The sequence below is a fragment of the Pseudomonas schmalbachii genome (assembly GCF_017589465.1).
GTDB lineage: Bacteria > Pseudomonadota > Gammaproteobacteria > Pseudomonadales > Pseudomonadaceae > Pseudomonas > Pseudomonas schmalbachii.
Genome location: NZ_JAELYA010000002.1, coordinates 182,231 through 197,590 on the forward strand (window position 1 = coordinate 182,231; position 15,360 = coordinate 197,590).

At 64.1% G+C, this 15,360-nt stretch carries 16 protein-coding genes; 8 read left to right on the forward strand and 8 right to left on the reverse strand.

The annotated features are described in order from the left end of the window. The first annotated feature begins 121 nt into the window (after positions 1 to 121). The 5 genes from folM to JFY56_RS06315 all read left to right on the forward strand — a co-directional run bounded on the left by folM (position 122) and on the right by JFY56_RS06315 (position 2,563). Entirely contained in the window at positions 122 to 832 is a 711-nt protein-coding gene (gene folM, locus JFY56_RS06295; RefSeq protein WP_208312675.1) for a dihydromonapterin reductase, read from the forward strand. A gap of 27 nt (positions 833 to 859) precedes the next feature. Further along, positions 860 to 1,420 carry a GTP cyclohydrolase I FolE gene (gene folE / locus JFY56_RS06300; RefSeq protein ID WP_208312676.1) on the forward strand — a complete coding sequence of 187 codons (561 nt, stop codon included), beginning with the start codon at positions 860 to 862 and terminating at the stop codon, positions 1,418 to 1,420. Between the two features lies 1 nt (position 1,421). Next, entirely contained in the window at positions 1,422 to 1,793 is a 372-nt protein-coding gene (gene folX / locus JFY56_RS06305; protein ID WP_208312677.1) for a dihydroneopterin triphosphate 2'-epimerase, read from the forward strand. Between the two features lie 107 nt (positions 1,794 to 1,900). Further along, positions 1,901 to 2,212 (forward strand): DUF1244 domain-containing protein, encoded by a 312-nt coding sequence (locus tag JFY56_RS06310; RefSeq protein WP_208312678.1) that lies wholly within the window; start codon positions 1,901 to 1,903, stop codon positions 2,210 to 2,212. A 12-nt stretch (positions 2,213 to 2,224) separates the two neighbouring features. Further along, positions 2,225 to 2,563: a HopJ type III effector protein gene (locus JFY56_RS06315; protein ID WP_208312679.1), complete on the forward strand. Its 339-nt coding sequence runs from the start codon at positions 2,225 to 2,227 to the stop codon at positions 2,561 to 2,563. A 226-nt stretch (positions 2,564 to 2,789) separates the two neighbouring features. On the opposite strand, the gene trxB is transcribed toward JFY56_RS06315, so the two are convergent. Beyond that, on the reverse strand, positions 2,790 to 3,737 hold the full coding sequence (gene trxB / locus JFY56_RS06320) for a thioredoxin-disulfide reductase (RefSeq protein ID WP_208312680.1): 948 nt from the start codon (positions 3,735 to 3,737) through the stop codon (positions 2,790 to 2,792). A gap of 332 nt (positions 3,738 to 4,069) precedes the next feature. Here trxB and JFY56_RS06325 point away from each other — a divergent pair, with 332 nt between their 5' ends. Continuing rightward, on the forward strand, positions 4,070 to 6,019 hold the full coding sequence (locus JFY56_RS06325; protein WP_208312681.1) for a sensor domain-containing diguanylate cyclase: 1,950 nt from the start codon (positions 4,070 to 4,072) through the stop codon (positions 6,017 to 6,019). 92 nt (positions 6,020 to 6,111) lie between these two features. Then, the gene (gene cysZ, locus JFY56_RS06330) at positions 6,112 to 6,852 is read left to right on the forward strand and encodes a sulfate transporter CysZ (RefSeq protein WP_208312682.1); all 741 of its coding nucleotides are present in this window, start codon (positions 6,112 to 6,114) and stop codon (positions 6,850 to 6,852) included. An 82-nt stretch (positions 6,853 to 6,934) separates the two neighbouring features. Here the strand turns inward: cysZ and JFY56_RS06335 are convergent, their stop codons facing one another. The 7 genes from JFY56_RS06335 to JFY56_RS06365 all read right to left on the reverse strand — a co-directional run bounded on the left by JFY56_RS06335 (position 6,935) and on the right by JFY56_RS06365 (position 15,026). Next, on the reverse strand, positions 6,935 to 9,772 hold the full coding sequence (locus JFY56_RS06335) for an autotransporter outer membrane beta-barrel domain-containing protein (RefSeq protein WP_208312683.1): 2,838 nt from the start codon (positions 9,770 to 9,772) through the stop codon (positions 6,935 to 6,937). Positions 9,773 to 9,893: 121 nt separating this feature from the next. Continuing rightward, positions 9,894 to 10,853: a DegV family protein gene (locus tag JFY56_RS06340; protein WP_208312684.1), complete on the reverse strand. Its 960-nt coding sequence runs from the start codon at positions 10,851 to 10,853 to the stop codon at positions 9,894 to 9,896. 206 nt (positions 10,854 to 11,059) lie between these two features. Further along, positions 11,060 to 12,172 carry an NADH:flavin oxidoreductase gene (locus JFY56_RS06345; RefSeq protein ID WP_208312685.1) on the reverse strand — a complete coding sequence of 371 codons (1,113 nt, stop codon included), beginning with the start codon at positions 12,170 to 12,172 and terminating at the stop codon, positions 11,060 to 11,062. Positions 12,173 to 12,209: 37 nt separating this feature from the next. Beyond that, entirely contained in the window at positions 12,210 to 12,800 is a 591-nt protein-coding gene (locus JFY56_RS06350) for a TetR/AcrR family transcriptional regulator (RefSeq protein WP_208312686.1), read from the reverse strand. Positions 12,801 to 12,980: 180 nt separating this feature from the next. Then, positions 12,981 to 13,718: a nitroreductase family protein gene (locus JFY56_RS06355; protein ID WP_208312687.1), complete on the reverse strand. Its 738-nt coding sequence runs from the start codon at positions 13,716 to 13,718 to the stop codon at positions 12,981 to 12,983. 132 nt (positions 13,719 to 13,850) lie between these two features. Further along, positions 13,851 to 14,333, reverse strand: coding sequence for a glutathione peroxidase (locus JFY56_RS06360; protein ID WP_208312688.1), 483 nt, complete (start codon positions 14,331 to 14,333; stop codon positions 13,851 to 13,853). Positions 14,334 to 14,540: 207 nt separating this feature from the next. Then, on the reverse strand, positions 14,541 to 15,026 hold the full coding sequence (locus tag JFY56_RS06365; RefSeq protein WP_208312689.1) for an FKBP-type peptidyl-prolyl cis-trans isomerase: 486 nt from the start codon (positions 15,024 to 15,026) through the stop codon (positions 14,541 to 14,543). Between JFY56_RS06365 and JFY56_RS06370 the strand changes: the two genes are divergently transcribed. Beyond that, positions 14,995 to 15,357 (forward strand): DUF3565 domain-containing protein, encoded by a 363-nt coding sequence (locus JFY56_RS06370; protein ID WP_208312690.1) that lies wholly within the window; start codon positions 14,995 to 14,997, stop codon positions 15,355 to 15,357. The genes JFY56_RS06365 and JFY56_RS06370 overlap by 32 nt on opposite strands. Positions 15,358 to 15,360 lie beyond the last annotated feature (3 nt).

The window sequence follows — 15,360 nt, forward strand, 5'->3', positions numbered from 1 at the left end:
TCAGCCCAACCTACGCCACGCCAGGCACCGTGCCATGTCCTACAAGCGGCTGGTATAGTTTCCCAATTTCCCTACCGGGGCAGTCGGATTTGCCTGCCCCTTCGAACTGCACGAGGCTCGCATGGGTACGGCTCCGTCTCCCATCCTGATCACCGGCGCCAGCCAGCGCGTCGGCCTGCACTGCGCGACCCGTCTGCTGGAAGACGGCCATCCGCTGATCATCAGCTATCGCCAGGAACGCCCGGGCGTCGAACAACTGCGCGCGCGGGGCGCCATCTGCCTGCAGGCCGACTTTTCCGAAGAGGCCGGCATCCTCGCCTTCATCGAGCAGCTCAAGGCGCATACCGACAGCCTGCGGGCGATCGTGCACAACGCCTCGGACTGGCTGCAGGAAGAACCCGGCCATGAAGCCGAAGCGTTCCGCGAGGTGTTCAACGTGCACATGCTCGCGCCCTACCTGATCAACCTGCATTGCGAGGAGCTGCTGCGCCGCTCGCAGCCGGCCGACATCATCCATATCGGCGACGACGTGGCGCGCAAGGGCAGCGCCAACCGCATCGCCTATTGCGCCAGCAAGGCCGGGCTGGAGAACCTGACCCTGTCGTTCGCCGCGCGCTTCGCCCCGCAGATCAAGGTCAACACCATCGCCCCGGCACTGGTGATGTTCAACGCCGGCGACGACGCGGAATACCGCGCCCGCACCCTGGCCAAGTCCGCCATGGGCATCGAGCCCGGCGCCGACGTGATCTACCAGAGCATCCGCTACCTGCTGGACAACCCCTACGCCACCGGCTCCACGCTGACCGTCAACGGTGGGCGCCACCTCAAATAGACGCCCGCCGTGGCGCAAGGACTCCCGATGAACGAATCGCTGTCACACCACTACCGTGGGATTCTCCAGGGCCTCGGCGAAGACCCGGAGCGCGAAGGGCTGCTGGACACCCCCAAACGCGCGGCCAAGGCCATGCAGTACCTCTGCCACGGCTACGAACTGACGCTGGACGAGATCGTCAACGACGCGCTGTTCAGCTCCGACAACAGCGAAATGGTGCTGGTCAAGGACATCGAGCTGTATTCGCTGTGCGAGCACCACCTGCTGCCCTTCATCGGCAAGGCCCACGTCGCCTACATTCCCAACGGCAAGGTGCTCGGCCTGTCGAAGGTGGCGCGCATCGTCGACATGTTCGCCCGCCGCCTGCAGATCCAGGAAAATCTCACCCGCGAGATCGCCGAGGCGGTGCAGCAGGTGACCGGCGCGGAAGGCGTTGCCGTGGTGATCGAAGCCCAGCACATGTGCATGATGATGCGCGGCGTGGAGAAGCAGAATTCGGTGATGAGCACTTCGGTGATGCTTGGCGCCTTCCGCGCATCCAACAGTACCCGCCAGGAATTCCTGCAACTGATAGGACGGAGCAAGTGAAATGACGCGACTGGAACCGGGCATGGCGCGCATCCGGGTCAAGGACCTGCGCGTGCGCACCTACATCGGCATCAAGGAAGAGGAAATCCTCAACAAGCAGGACGTGCTGATCAACCTGACCATCCTCTATCCCTCCACGGATGCGGTGCAGGTCAACGATATCGAGCACGCGCTGAACTACCGGACCATCACCAAGGCGATCATCCAGCACGTCGAGGAAAACCGCTTCGCCCTGCTCGAACGCCTGACCCAGGAACTGCTCGATCTGGTGATGGCGCACCCCGCCGTGCGTTACGCCGAGGTGGAAGTGGACAAGCCGCACGCCCTGCGTTTCGCCGAATCGGTGTCGATCGCCCTCTCCGCCGAGCGCTGAAGGACGCGCTCATCCGGCCAACGGGCGTTGCTGGCGCCGGGCCCGGCTCTTATCATCTCGCCAGCCCTGAAAGGCCGTGTGCGTACAACGAATAAGAGAGTCCTGCCATGAGCAAGCCCAGCAATCTCACCGAAGAACAGCGTACCGAACTCGAAGCTGCCGCCTTCCGCACCCTGGTCCAGCACCTGCGTAGCCGCAAGGACGTGCAGAACATCGAGCTGATGAACCTCGCCGGCTTCTGCCGCAACTGCCTGTCCAAGTGGTACAAGGCGGCGGCCGATGAAATGGGCGTGGAGATCAGCGCCGACGAAGCCCGTGAAGAGATCTACGGCATGCCGTACGCCGAGTGGAAAACCAAATACCAGAAGGAGGCGACGCCTGACCAGCAGGCCGCCTTCGACTCCGCCAAGAAGCACTAAGAGCCAGCCTTGATGATCCTGTCCGATTTCCGCGCGCGCCTGCGCAGCGAGCAGCACCTGTTCACCGACACCCTGGCGTACATCGCCGAGCACTACAGCTATACGCCGAGTGCCTTCAGCAACGGCGACGTGGAAAATCCGGCCGGTCAGAACGAGGGTTCCTGCAAGACCCTGGCCTTCGCCATCCTCGAAGGCCTGAGCCTGGAGGAAACCCTGCTGGCCTTCGGCGAGCACTACCGCGCTGTACGTGAAACCCCGGACGGCAGCGATCACGCCAACATCCGCGCCCTGCAGAACACCGGCCTGGCCGGCGTGCGCTTCGAGCGCCAGCCGCTGTCGCGTCGCGGGTGATCATCGCCGCAACGCAATGCCCACCGTAGGTTGGCGCTGAGCTTGCGAAGCCCAACATCGCCATCGTTGGGCTTCACTGCGTTCAGCACCAACCTACGCGAGTTCTGGCCCAGCCACGTAGTTACGTAGGATGCAAGACTGTTGCCCCTACAAAACCAATGCTCCATCACCAAGGAAAGAGCCCCGACCAGCGGGGCTCCGTCCTGCACGCCGGCACTCAGGGCCGTTATAGCGAATCCAGGTACCGCTCCACATCCAGCGCCGCCATGCAGCCGGCGCCGGCGGAAGTGATCGCCTGGCGATAGACGTGGTCGGCCACGTCGCCGGCCGCGAACACACCGGGGATGCTGGTCGCGGTGGCGTTGCCGTCACGGCCGCCGTTCACCACCAGATAGCCGTCCTTCAGCGTCAACTGGCCTTCGAACAACGAGGTGTTCGGCGTATGGCCGATGGCAACGAACAGGCCGTCCACCTTCAGCTCATCGCTGCTGCCGTCGTTGTTCTTCACCCGCACGCCGGTAACGCCCATGGCGTCGCCCAGCACTTCGTCCACCTGGGCATTCAGCTTCAATACGATCTTTCCTTCGGCCACCCGCGCGCGCAGCTTGTCCTGCAGGATCTTCTCGGCGCGGAAGCTGTCGCGGCGGTGCACCAGGGTCACCTTGCTGGCGATGTTGGCCAGGTACAGCGCCTCCTCCACGGCGGTATTGCCGCCGCCGACCACCGCCACCTCGCGGTTGCGGTAGAAGAAACCGTCGCAGGTGGCGCAGGCGGAAACGCCCTTGCCCATGAAGGCTTCCTCCGAAGGCAGGCCGAGGTAACGCGCACTGGCGCCGGTGGCGATGATCAGCGCGTCGCAGCTGTAGGTGCCGCTGTCGCCCTTGAGGATGAACGGTTTGCCGGCCAGGTCCACGGCATTGATGTGGTCGAAGACGATCTCGGTCTCGAAGCGCTCGGCGTGCTCCTGCATGCGCTGCATCAGCGCAGGGCCGGTCAGGCCATGGGGATCGCCCGGCCAGTTGTCGACTTCGGTGGTGGTGGTGAGTTGGCCGCCGGCCTGCATGCCGGTGATCAGCAGCGGCCTGAGGTTGGCCCGCGCCGCATAGACCGCCGCGCTGTAGCCGGCGGGGCCGGAGCCCAGAATGATTACGCGTGCGTGACGTGCTTCGGACATTTCGGACTCCTTCCCTCCGGCGGCAGGCAAAGAAAAAGGAGCTGCCAGAATACCGGGGGAAGTGGTGGAAAGAGCGGCAGCTCCGTGAAAGTCTTGCAAGGGTTCCGAGGCCGAAAAGTCTGACTGAAATTTCCTAATCAAGATTGAGATAAGTCAGACAGATCAGAAACGGCGCTCCAGCATCGGAACGGCAATGACTAAGATTGACGCGAAGGGTAAGGCACTACGCTTTCGCGTCGGAAATGCGGCCTCTCAATTCACCCGATAGAGCCCGGCTATCCGCTCGCTCAACGATCCCCGGCTAACTGCTCCGCTAGAGAGCAAGAGGGAACATGACTCTTCGCAAGCGCCTCTTCTGGCTCTTCCTGCCATTGCTGGCCATCGCCCTCGCAAGCGTCTGGCTGCTGTCCGAGCGGGTCCTGCTGAGCCGCTACGATGGCGTCGACAGCCAGCGCCTCTACGATCAGGTGCGCATCCTCTACAACCGCCTGATCTACGAGCGCAAGCGCAACCTCGACTTCATCCGCATCTATTCCTGGTGGGACGAGAGCCACGAATTCGTCCACAACCCGACCCAGAACTACATCAACGAAAACCTGGAAATCGACATGCTCAGGCATCTCGGTTTCGACTTCGTCTTCTACCTCGACGCCAACGGCAAGGTGATCGCCGAAAAATGGAACCTGCCCGACCAGGACGAGCGGATTACCGCCGGCCCGACGCCGCCGGATGACGAGCGCCTGGAGCAGGCCATCGTGCGGAGCGCCATAAAGGTCGGCGCGCTGGACTTCCAGCAGGGCCTCAGCGGCTTCACCCAGTTGCTGATGGTCGGTGGCTCGCCAGTCATGCTGTTCAGTCACCCGATCAGCGACAACACCGGCCAGATCAAGCCGGACGGCGCCCTGGTCGCCGGCATGCTGCTCAACAACAAGCGCCTGGAGACCTACCAGTTGCAGGTCGGGGCAAAGATGCAGGTGCTGCCACCCACCCAACTGGACAGCTCCTGGCGCGCGCTTTCCATCCCGCGGCTGGACGGCGGGGTGATGCTCAACGAAGGCAAGGTGCTCGACAACGCCCGGCGGCAGATCGACATGATGTTCCTCAACTCCCTGGGCGAACCGCAGTTCCGCTTCGAGATCACCCTGCCCCGCCAGGTCTACCAGCAGGGCCAGCAAGCCATCCGGCTGTTCCTCGGCGAAGCGCTGGCGATAATCCTGGCGGCACTGGCGGTGGGCTATCTCATCCTCGAATTCTGGATCATCCGTCCGCTGCAGCGCCTGAACCGGGAAGCCAGCGTCATCGGCAATGACCCCCGAATGGAGCGCCTGAGCGAAGGCGGCGCGAGCGAGCTGCGCCAACTGAGCGGCGAACTCAACCGCATGATCGAGCGCCTGGAACAGAGCGAGGCGCGCGACCAGGCGATTCTCGACACGATCCGCGACGGTTATATCGAGATGGACCCCACGGGCAACTTGCTGATGGTCAACGCGGCCTTCTGCAAGATGGTCGGCTACAGCATCGAGGAACTGGCCGGCCGGCACATCGGCCTGCTGCTCGGCGAAGAGGACCTGGAGCGCGGCAGTCAGCTGCAGAAACGCGCGCTTGCCGGGGAGACCGACCTGAGCTTCGCCGCACCGTTCACCCGCGCGGACGGAACCCAGGTGAACCTGGAAACCCTGATGTCGATCATCCCCGGCCAGCACGGCGAATTCGCCGGCGTCCGGGGAATCCTGCGCGATATCAGCGGGCAACTGGCCTACCAGAACCAGTTGCTCGGCCTGGCCTACCAGGACACCCTCACCGGCCTCGGCAACCGCAAGGCATTCGAGGAACAGCTCCCGCAGACCCTGCAACAGATCGACGGGCAGCAGAGCGTCGCCCTGCTCTACTTCGACCTCGACAAGTTCAAGCTGGTCAACGACCAGTTCGGCCACGCCGCTGGCGACGCGGTGCTGAGCAGCGTCGGCGTGCGCCTGCGCAACAACCTGCGCGACCACGACAAGGCCTTCCGTCTCGGCGGTGACGAATTCGCCGTGCTGCTGAAGAACGCCGATGCCGAGCTCGCCGGCAATGTCGCCGCGCGCCTGCTGAAAGCCCTCGACGAGCCGTACCACTACGGCGACACGCCGATCGACGTGATCAGCGCCAGCATCGGCATCGCCCTGGCGCCCGAGGACGCGCAGAGCGCGGAAAACCTCACCGCCGCCGCGGACAAGGCGATGTACCGGGCCAAGCGCCAGCGCAACACCTGCTGCCGCTACTCGCCCACCGGCTCGATCTGACGGGCACGACAACACAACCGGCAAAACAGAGCACTCGCTGCGCCTTCACGTGGTCTGCTAAGGTCGCTGGCTGGACACCGATGGAGATCCCCATGTCTACCCTGCGCGGCCCGCAATATCTCAGCGAAGGCCTGAAACTGATGCTCAGCCCCAACCTGCGCCTGTTCGTGCTGCTGCCGCTGAGCGTGAACATCCTGCTGTTCATCGGCCTGATCGGTTTCGCAGTGAACGAGTTCAACCACTGGGTCGACTGGCTGATGCCCAGCCTGCCGAGCTGGCTGGACTTCCTCGAATACATCCTCTGGCCGCTGTTCGTCGCGCTGGTGCTGCTGATCCTGTTCTTCACCTTCACCCTGGTGGCCAACATCATCGCCGCGCCGTTCAACGGCTTCCTCGCGGAAAAGGTCGAAGTGGTGGTGCGCGGCCAGGACAACTTCCCGGCATTCAGCTGGGGCGAACTGATGGCCATGGTGCCGCGTACCGTCGGCCGCGAGCTGCGCAAGCTGGCCTACTTCCTGCCACGCATGATCGGCCTGTTCATCCTCTCCCTGATCCCCGGCCTGAACCTGATCGCCGCGCCGCTCTGGCTGCTGTTCGGCATCTGGATGATGGCCGTGCAGTACATCGACTATCCGGCGGACAACCACAAGCTCGGCTGGAACGAGATGCTCGCCTGGCTGCGCGAGAAGCGCTGGCAGAGCCTCGGCTTCGGCGGCGCTACCTACCTGGCGCTGCTAGTGCCGGGGCTGAACCTGCTGGTGATGCCGGCGGCGGTGGCCGGCGCGACGCTGTTCTGGGTGCGCGAGGATGGCGACAAGTCGTTGGTGAGATGATCCGTTGAAAGAGCGTCGCCCGCAGGAAAGCTGAAACGAAAAGCCCCGGTCACTGGCCGGGGCTTTTCATTACGCGCGCTGGCTACCAGAGGAAGCGCACACCGAGGTTCACCGCCAGGGGTTCCTCGACGTCGTTGCCCTTGGCATGTTCGACGTCCAGCGAAACCTTGGTCCTCTCGCTCACCTGCAGCACGCCGCCCAGACCGACCTCCATGCGCGAACCGGCGATGTTGTTGTCCAGCTTGTAGCCATTGACCGTCACCGAACTGTCGCCGTCGAACTCGTGCACATAGGAGGTCCTGGCATAGGGCTGGGCAGCCATGCCGTTGCCGATCTGCATGGATTTGCCGAACAGCGCCCCGACCCGGCCCTGCAGCGAGTCGGCATCGCCAGCCTTGACCTCCAGCCCATTGCTCGCGGTGTAGCTGGCGCCTTCGGTGTGAATCCAGGTCAGCATGGCCTGCGGTTCGACGAACCAGCCGTCATTCAGACTGATGTGCTTGCCGACCTCGACGTCGATGCCATAGCCGTCGGTGTCGTAGCTGCCCTTGACCTGTTCGCCGGTGTTGCTGCGGGTTTTCACCTCGTTGTCCAGGCGGTTGTACTTGGCCACGCCGTCGACGTAGTAGCCGTTGTCACCGAGCCAGGTGGCATAGGCGCCGACCAGCTGGCTGTCGATCTTGCCGCTGGCGCCTTCGCCGAAGTCCTGGTCGGAAGTGGCGGTGCCGATCATGCCGCCGACATAGAGCTTGCTGCCGTCCAGCAGGATGGCCCTGTCGGCGCCGATCTCCAGGCCCTGGACGTCCTGGTCGAAACCACGGCTGCTGCCGTTGTCGACCTCATAGCGCTTGCCGATGCCGCGTGCCCAGACGCCGCCTTCATCCTTGCCCATGCGCAGTTCGCCGAGACGTTTGACCAGGGCGTTCATCTCGGCATTCCACAGGGTCGCGGTGGCGGCCTGGTTGCCCAGCGCGGCGTTGGCGCCGGCGGAAAGGGTTTCCGGACGCGGATCGAGGCGTGCCGGCCTGACCTGCGGCAACGGATCGGCCGGGCTCGCCGGGTCGACAGACACGACTGGAGCCACCGGATCGGCCGGAGGCACCGGCTCGTCCGGCACCAGCGCGGTATTGCGCAGGAGCCAGTCGTCGCCGTCCTGTTCCAGGGTGTAGCGGAAGGCGCCGGCGTCGACATAGGAACGTCCGGCAAGAGTGAAACTGCCATCGCCACCGTTGCCGTCGACCATCAGCAGTTGGCCGTCCGGCGCGGCAGGGTTCTTGCCGGAGTCGGCGACGAACATGCGGTGATTGCCCTCGATGCTGCCAAGCACCTTGAGCAGGTCGCCCTGCTCGCTGGCGAGGTCGGTGTTCATGGCGAAGTCGCCGCTGCCGGTCAGGTCGCCTTCGACGGTCAGGGTCTTGAACGGGCCGCCCGCCTGGAACTGCACCGTGCTGCCGCTGTTCATCCGCAGGTCGGTGAGATTCGAGTCATCGGTGACGGTCCAGGTGCTGTCCTGCAGGCCCAAGTCGAGACGGGCATCCGGATGAGGCCATCCCCACTCATCCGTATAGCCGGCCTGGGTATGAATGCTGCCCTTGATGTCGCTGCCCTGGGTGTTCAGGCGCAGCGTGCCGCCTTCGGTAGCTTCGGCGATGCGACCGTTGTCGCCGACATCCAGGGTACTGTCGATCAGCGTCACATCCAGTCCGGCCATCTGGTGCGCCTTGAACCCCAATCTGCTGCCGGTTGACTGCAGGGCCGAATCGCTGAAGTTCACGCTGTAACTGCTGTTGTTCTCGTTGGCGTAGAAAACATTGTCGGCATAGACCACCGCACCGCCGGCCTGAACGGTAGTCCTCTCCAACTGGATGTCGCCGAGCGACACACTTTCGTTGTCGAGGTGGATTCCGTTGCCGGTCTGGCTGCTCAATTGGCTATCGACAACATGAGCCTGCGGGCGGAAGTTGGAGGTCCAGCCCATGCCCAGGGCACTGCCTTCGGCCGCCGAGATCGCACTGTCGCGGACAGTCAGTTGCTCGGCGCCGTTGAATATACCGTAGGCGCCATTGAGCTCGACCTTATCGAACAATGCCTGGCTTCCCCTTACGGACAGCCCGTCGCTACGGATATCGAAGCGGCTGGACCTGATCTGCGTGTCGCCGTCCAGCGACATGCCTCCATCCGAAACGAAAGTGCTGTCGCTGATGCGGGTCGTACCACTCATGGAACCAAGCGCACCTTCGGTATCGACAACCACGTGGTCGAGCGTCAGCTCCGAGTCGGAGCCGAACGAGGAGAAAATCCTCGAGATATTGGCGGTGATGGTCGAGTTGGTCAGCGTCAGGCTGCCGCTGGTGGGAGGGTGGTTTCCGCCACTGTTCGTATAGCCATTGGTACCCAGTTCGATACCATCCGGATCCCAGTAGGACATCTGACCCTTGTCGTTGATGAACGGGGGATCCCGGGTGAGATTGAAGGTCGCGTTGTCGAGAGTGAGCGAACTGCCCTGCCCCACCACCACGGCCTCGTTGTTGTGGGCCGTCAATGTGACGTCGCTGCCCGTAGCCTCAGCGCCATTGCCCAGGTAGATCGCCACCGTGGTGGGGAACGTTCCCACCTTCAATGGGCCACCGGTGAAATGACCACCGCTCAGATCGTGCACACCGCCATCGGGTCTATGGAACTGGCCCGACAGCCCGCTGGCCAGCAGGCGCGCTGGTTTATCAGGCTGAGGGCCGATGTCCAACCCGGCGGACGACGGGACCTTCTGGTCCTCCAGATCGATGCCGACCACGCTGTCCTCGGCTTCCGCTTCGGCGACGCGCAGGCTGAACAACCCGGCCAGCGCGACACTGACAGCCTGGGCAAGCCGGTTGCGCCGGATTCTGTCCAGCAGGGTAAAGGGCGGGATCTTTCGGCTCATGGCTGTTATCCAGGGAGAAGGGACCTGGATAACAGCTTTCCATTCGTCTACCGGGACTGGCTGTAATGGAATCCTGTATTTGGCGTAGTGGCCCAACTACAAACCGGGCAGCGCCGGAACGTCAGTTGAACGGTACCGGCGGCGCCGCGAAGCCGATGCTCATGGCGCCGGCGCCAAGGTTGATCCCGCCGGTCGGGCTGAGCATGGCCAGGTGCATCTGCACGCCGTGGGCGCGGCAGCTTTCCTCCAGTGCGGCGAAGCCCGGCAGATCGCGCAGCGCGGACGGGTCGCCGGCATAGCTGAGGCACAACTGCGGGGCCAGCAGGTCGCCGGCTTCGATGCGGGCCATGGCGAAGGTCAGCAGGCGTTCGGCGGATTTCTCGTAGCTCGGCGACACCGAGACCGGCTTGTCCTCGCCCTGCACCAGGCTGAGCACCGGCTTCATGTCGAGCATCGAGCCGATGCCGAGGAACGCGCCACGCAGGCGGTCGCCCAGCTTGTTGCGCTCGCCCTTCTGGAAACCGCGACGGCGCACATGACCGAGATCGTCGGCGATCACGAAGGTGCTCATTTGGTGGCTGAGTTCTTCCAGACGGGTGCGCACGGCATTCGGATGGCAGCCTTCGGCGATCAGCCGCGCACCTTCGGCCGCCAGCGCGCCGAGGCCGCCGAACACGGTGCGGCTGTCGATCACGCGCAGGGTGAACGGGCCGCTGATGCCGGCGGAATTGCGGCGCTCGTGGTAGTTCTGCAACAGGCTGAAGGATGCCTGGGTGGCGTTCTCGAAGATCGGACTGCGCTGGCGGGTCACCGTCAGGCAGATCACGTAGTCGAAATCGGTGACCAGCTCCTCCAGGAACCAGCGCTGGGTTTCCGCGGCCGACAGCGGCTCGCTGGCGTCCTCGGGAGCGACCTTGGGCAGGTCGTCGGCGTAGAAGCGCGTAGTGGTTTCGACATCCCGCGCATCAATGATGCGGCGCTCGCCGAGGCGGATGCCGATGGGCAGCACACGGATGTCGTGGGCGGCTAGAAATTCGGGGGGCAGGTCGCAGGTCGCATCGACCACCAGGCCAACTCGCATGGCGTACTCCTCTGGCCTTTTAGCGGCCTATTGTTGTGTGATCGCGGCGATACAATGCACGTTTGCCACACGGAAGTCAGCAACACGGAATACGGGATTGGGAAAAATTTTGTAATTTCGCAGGAAATTTCCCAATTCCCGGCTATGGGCGGGAAGCAGAAACGAAGAACCCGCCCGACAGGCAGGCGGGTTCTTCGCAGTCACGATCAGGCCAGCGAAGCCAGCGCGGCGCGGCTGAACGGCTTGATGTCCTGCAGGCGGCCATCGCGCACTTTCACTGCCCAGTCGGCATCCACCAGCAGGGCGCGGCCGACGGCGACCAGGTCGAACTCCTGGTTGTTCAGACGCTCCAGCAGGCCGTCGATGGCCGATGGCTGCGCCACCTCATCGGTCTTGGCGAAGAAGGCCTGGAACTCGCTGCCGTCCAGGCCGACGTTGCCGACGGTGATGGTCGGCTTGCCGGTCAGTTTGCGGGTCCAGCCGGCCAGGTTCAGCTCGGAACCTTCGAACTCCGGAATCCAGAAGCGGCGGGTCGAGCAGTGGAAGATATCCACGCCGGCATCGGACAGCGGCTTGAGGAACTCGCCGAGCTCTTCCGGGGTTTGCACCAGGCGCGCGGTGTAGTCCTGCTGCTTCCACTGCGAGTAGCGGAAGATGATCGGGAAGTCCGGGCCGACCGCTTCGCGCACGGCGCGGATCAGTTCGATGGCGAAGCGCGAGCGGTTGGCCAGGCTGCCGCCGTATTCGTCGGTGCGGCGGTTGCTGCCTTCCCAGAAGAACTGGTCGATCAGGTAGCCGTGGGCGCCGTGGATCTCCACGCCGTCCATGCCGATGGCCTTGGCGTCGCGGGCGGCCTGGGCGAAGGCGGCGATGACTTCCCGGATGTCGTCATGGGTCATGCCGTGGACGATCTGCTTGCCATCCTTGAGCCGCTCGGAGGGGCCGTAGCCGGGAATTTCCGGGTTCGGCTCGGTGCCCAGGCGGCGTACCGCGCCGACGTGCCAGAGCTGCGGGACGATCTTGCCGCCTGCGGCGTGTACCGCGTCGACCACCTGCTTCCAGCCGGCCAGGGCCTCTTCGCCAAAGAAGTTCGGCACGTCCGGATAACCGTTGGCCGCCTTGTGGCCGACCAGGGTGCCCTCGGTGATGATCAGGCCGACCCCGGCCGCCGCGCGGCGACGGTAGTACTCGACCATCTGCGCGTGCGGCACGCTGCCCGGGCAGAGGTTGCGGGTCATCGGCGCCATCACCACGCGGGTCGGCAGTTCCAGGGTTCCGAGACGGAAAGGCTCGAACAGGGCCTCAACGGGTGCACTCATTAGCAATCTCCAAATATGACCGGTCGTCTTGTCTGTGTTACGCCTGCAGCAGTCGCTCGAGGCGGTTGATGAAAGCTTCCATGGGTTTCAGCGAGGCGCCGCTCTTCAGCCGCGCCAGTACGCCCTGCCAGGCGTTGCCGACGAATTCGGCGAGATTCGCGCAGTCCTCCGCGGCGGACAGCTCGCCGGCGGCCTGCGCCTGTTCCAGGCAGCGCCGGAGGATCGCCACCGACTCGCTGTAGATTTCCTCCACCTTGGCGGCGATGGACGGCGACAGCTCCGACATCTCGAAGCTGAGGCTGCCGATGAAGCAGTGGTATTCGAGCCTTTCCTGGCGCGCGAAATGCGCCAGCAGGCCGTGGTAGTAACCAATGATCCGCGCCCGCGGCCCCAGCGCCGGATTGGCCAGCGCCTCGGCGTAGTGCTGCAGGCGCGGCATATACAGATGCTCCAGCGCCTGCAGGGCGAAATCTTCCTTGCTGGCGAAGTAGTGATAGAAGGAGCCCTTGGGCACCCCGGCGGCCTGGACGATCTCCTGCACACCGGTGCCGTGGTAGCCGCGCAGGGTCATCACCCGGGAGCCGTTGGCCAGGATCAGGTCGCGCTTGTCGAGTCGAATGCTGTTCATGGCCTGCAGAATATGACCGGTCGTCTCGCCCGAACAGCATCATTGATCAGGGTGATCGAGGGCCATATCCGTTGGCGCTTCGTAGGTTGGGCTGAGCCCGCGAAGCCCAACACCCAGAGGGTAGGGCGGGTGCAACCCGCCACACCGAGCAATGGCGGGTTGCACCCGCCCTACATAGGGTTACCGCCAGGTAACGTGCTGATCGAGCGGGAAGCGCAGGCGCGGGTTGTAGATACCCTTCTCGCCCATCTTGCCGACCGCCAGCAGCATGATCGGAATGGCCTCGCGCGGAATATCCAGAACCTTGCGCAGGCGCACTTCGTCGAAGCCCTCCATCGGGCAGGTGGCGTAGCCGTGGCTCTGGAACGCCAGCATCAGGTTCGCCGCCGCCAGTGAGGTGGACTTCACCGCCCACGTACGCATCTGCGCCTTGCTGTTGGGACCGCGCATCAGCGGCGTGCGCAGGCCCTTCAGGCGCACCAGCTGGCGCTTGACGAAGCCGAGCAGGCCGAACGGCCCCTGGTTGTACTGGAACTGCGCCCTGCCGGAATAGAACACACGGGTGATTTCCGGGATCTTCTCCTGCGGCCAGTACTTGAGGACGTTGTCGCAGGCTTCGCTCCAGGTGTCCGGGCGCGCCAGCACGGCGATCAGCAGCGGCGCCTTCGCCGCATTCTGCTTCAGGCACACGGGGTGCAAGCGTTCGCGCAGCTGCGGATCGCGGATCACCTGGAAGCTCCACGGCTGCAGGTTGCAGGAACTGGGCGCGAGGACGGCCATTTCCAGGCAGTCGCGGATCACTTCGTCGGGCACCGGCTCGGCGGTGAAGCGGCGTACCGAGCGGCGCTGTTCGATCAGCGCGCGCAGCGCCTCGTGGGTCGCCGGCTGGCAGGGAGTCTGGGAAACGAAGCTGTTCATGTGGGGGCAGGGCTCCTTGGACATGAGCCCGATTAAGCCGCCCCGTTTTATCGAGAACAAGGGAAACACGGAAATGCCGGCAGGATTGGCATTTCTGCCCTGTTCTGCCGGCTTTCCGGAAGGTGCTGCGCCTTAGCCGAGGGCCTTTTCGATCGCCTGGACCAGCGCCGGATCTTCCGGAGTGGTGCGCGGGCTGAAGCGCGCCAGCACACGGCCGTCCGGACCGAGGAGGAATTTCTCGAAGTTCCAGGTGATGTCGCCGGGGAACTCGGCGCCCTCACCGGCCAGCAGACGATACAGCGGGTGACGATCGTGGCCGTTGACCTCGATCTTGCCGCTCATCGGGAAGGTCACCCCGTAGTTCAGCGAGCAGAACGACTGGATATCAGCCTCGCTGCCCGGCTCCTGCCCGGCGAACTGGTTGCACGGCAGGCCGAGGACCACGAAGCCCTTGTCGCGGTATTGCTGATAGAGGTTTTCCAGCCCTGCGTATTGCGGGGTCAGGCCACATTTGGAAGCGACATTGACCACCAGCACCACCTTCCCCTTGAGCGGGGCCAGGGACAGGTCGCGACCATCGAGAGCGTGCAGAGTCAGATCGTGAAAAGCGCTCATGGAGTACTCCTTGAAGACCGACGGCACAACGTGCCGCACACCGGGGTAGGCACCATGTCCGCACCCGGCGCATCCCAAGCGGTTCGGGAAGAAATGCCCTAGCGTGCGAAAGGCGCCCGAAAGCGCCTTTCAATTGAACAGCTTAGCAGCTTCGCTACGACTGCAACCGGCCATCAGTGACCGGCATCACAGCGTAGCGACGGCGCATCAGTGGTGGTGACCACCTTCGCCGTGGATGTGGCCGTGGGCGACTTCTTCCGCGGAAGCGTCGCGCACGCTGACCACCTTGACCTTGAAGTTCAGGCGCTGGCCGGCCAGCGGGTGGTTGCCGTCGACGGTCACGTCGTCGCCGTCGATGTCGCGGATGGTGACGATCTGCATGCCGCCGTTCGGAGCGGACGCATGGAACTGCATGCCGACTTCCAGTTGATCCACACCTTCGAACATTTCACGGTTCAGGGTGGCGACCAGCTCGGCGCTGTATTCGCCGTAGGCTTCTTCCGGCTCGATGGTGACGCTCAGTTCGTCGCCGACCTGCTTGCCTTCCAGGGCTTTTTCCAGACCGACGATGATGTTGCCGGCACCCTGCAGGTACACCAGCGGAGCGCCGCCGGCGGAACTGTCAATGACCTCACCTGCATCGTTGGTCAGGGTATAGTCGATGGAAACCGCCTTGTTGGCTGCGATCTGCATGGTACGAAACCTATCTGAAATAGAAGATGAACGGGCAAGTGTACGCTGCGCCGGGGATGAAAGCGACCCGACGGCGGACAGACGGCCCGGCGCCGGGCTTCCGCGGCTGCTTGACTTTCATCAGGACGAGGATGGCCACTGGGTGGCAGTCTTGTCGTGCGGCCATACCCAGCACTTGCGCCACCAGCCGCCCTGGCAGATGCGCAAGTGGGTGCTCGACGAGCAGCAACGATGCAGTCAGATCGGCCGCCCCTTCCCCTGCGGCTGGTGCGCCCAGGAATCCGGCGATGCGGAACCCGCTCCGGACTCCTCGGGCGAGGGCTCGGCATAACCG

Excerpts from the sequence above, each read along its gene's own strand:
- JFY56_RS06315 (WP_208312679.1), top strand. The coding sequence starts at position 2,225 with ATGATCCTGTCCGATTTCCGCGCGCGCCTGCGCAGCGAGCAGCACCTG.
- folE (WP_208312676.1), top strand. The coding sequence starts at position 860 with ATGAACGAATCGCTGTCACACCACTACCGTGGGATTCTCCAGGGCCTC.
- JFY56_RS06365 (WP_208312689.1), bottom strand. The coding sequence starts at position 15,026 with ATGCAGATCGCAGCCAACAAGGCGGTTTCCATCGACTATACCCTGACC.
- JFY56_RS06360 (WP_208312688.1), bottom strand. The coding sequence starts at position 14,333 with ATGAGCGCTTTTCACGATCTGACTCTGCACGCTCTCGATGGTCGCGAC.
- JFY56_RS06355 (WP_208312687.1), bottom strand. The coding sequence starts at position 13,718 with ATGAACAGCTTCGTTTCCCAGACTCCCTGCCAGCCGGCGACCCACGAG.
- folX (WP_208312677.1), top strand. The coding sequence starts at position 1,422 with ATGACGCGACTGGAACCGGGCATGGCGCGCATCCGGGTCAAGGACCTG.
- JFY56_RS06345 (WP_208312685.1), bottom strand. The coding sequence starts at position 12,172 with ATGAGTGCACCCGTTGAGGCCCTGTTCGAGCCTTTCCGTCTCGGAACC.
- JFY56_RS06350 (WP_208312686.1), bottom strand. The coding sequence starts at position 12,800 with ATGAACAGCATTCGACTCGACAAGCGCGACCTGATCCTGGCCAACGGC.
- JFY56_RS06325 (WP_208312681.1), top strand. The coding sequence starts at position 4,070 with ATGACTCTTCGCAAGCGCCTCTTCTGGCTCTTCCTGCCATTGCTGGCC.
- JFY56_RS06310 (WP_208312678.1), top strand. The coding sequence starts at position 1,901 with ATGAGCAAGCCCAGCAATCTCACCGAAGAACAGCGTACCGAACTCGAA.
- JFY56_RS06370 (WP_208312690.1), top strand. The coding sequence starts at position 14,995 with ATGGAAACCGCCTTGTTGGCTGCGATCTGCATGGTACGAAACCTATCT.
- folM (WP_208312675.1), top strand. The coding sequence starts at position 122 with ATGGGTACGGCTCCGTCTCCCATCCTGATCACCGGCGCCAGCCAGCGC.
- JFY56_RS06335 (WP_208312683.1), bottom strand. The coding sequence starts at position 9,772 with ATGAGCCGAAAGATCCCGCCCTTTACCCTGCTGGACAGAATCCGGCGC.
- JFY56_RS06340 (WP_208312684.1), bottom strand. The coding sequence starts at position 10,853 with ATGCGAGTTGGCCTGGTGGTCGATGCGACCTGCGACCTGCCCCCCGAA.
- cysZ (WP_208312682.1), top strand. The coding sequence starts at position 6,112 with ATGTCTACCCTGCGCGGCCCGCAATATCTCAGCGAAGGCCTGAAACTG.
- trxB (WP_208312680.1), bottom strand. The coding sequence starts at position 3,737 with ATGTCCGAAGCACGTCACGCACGCGTAATCATTCTGGGCTCCGGCCCC.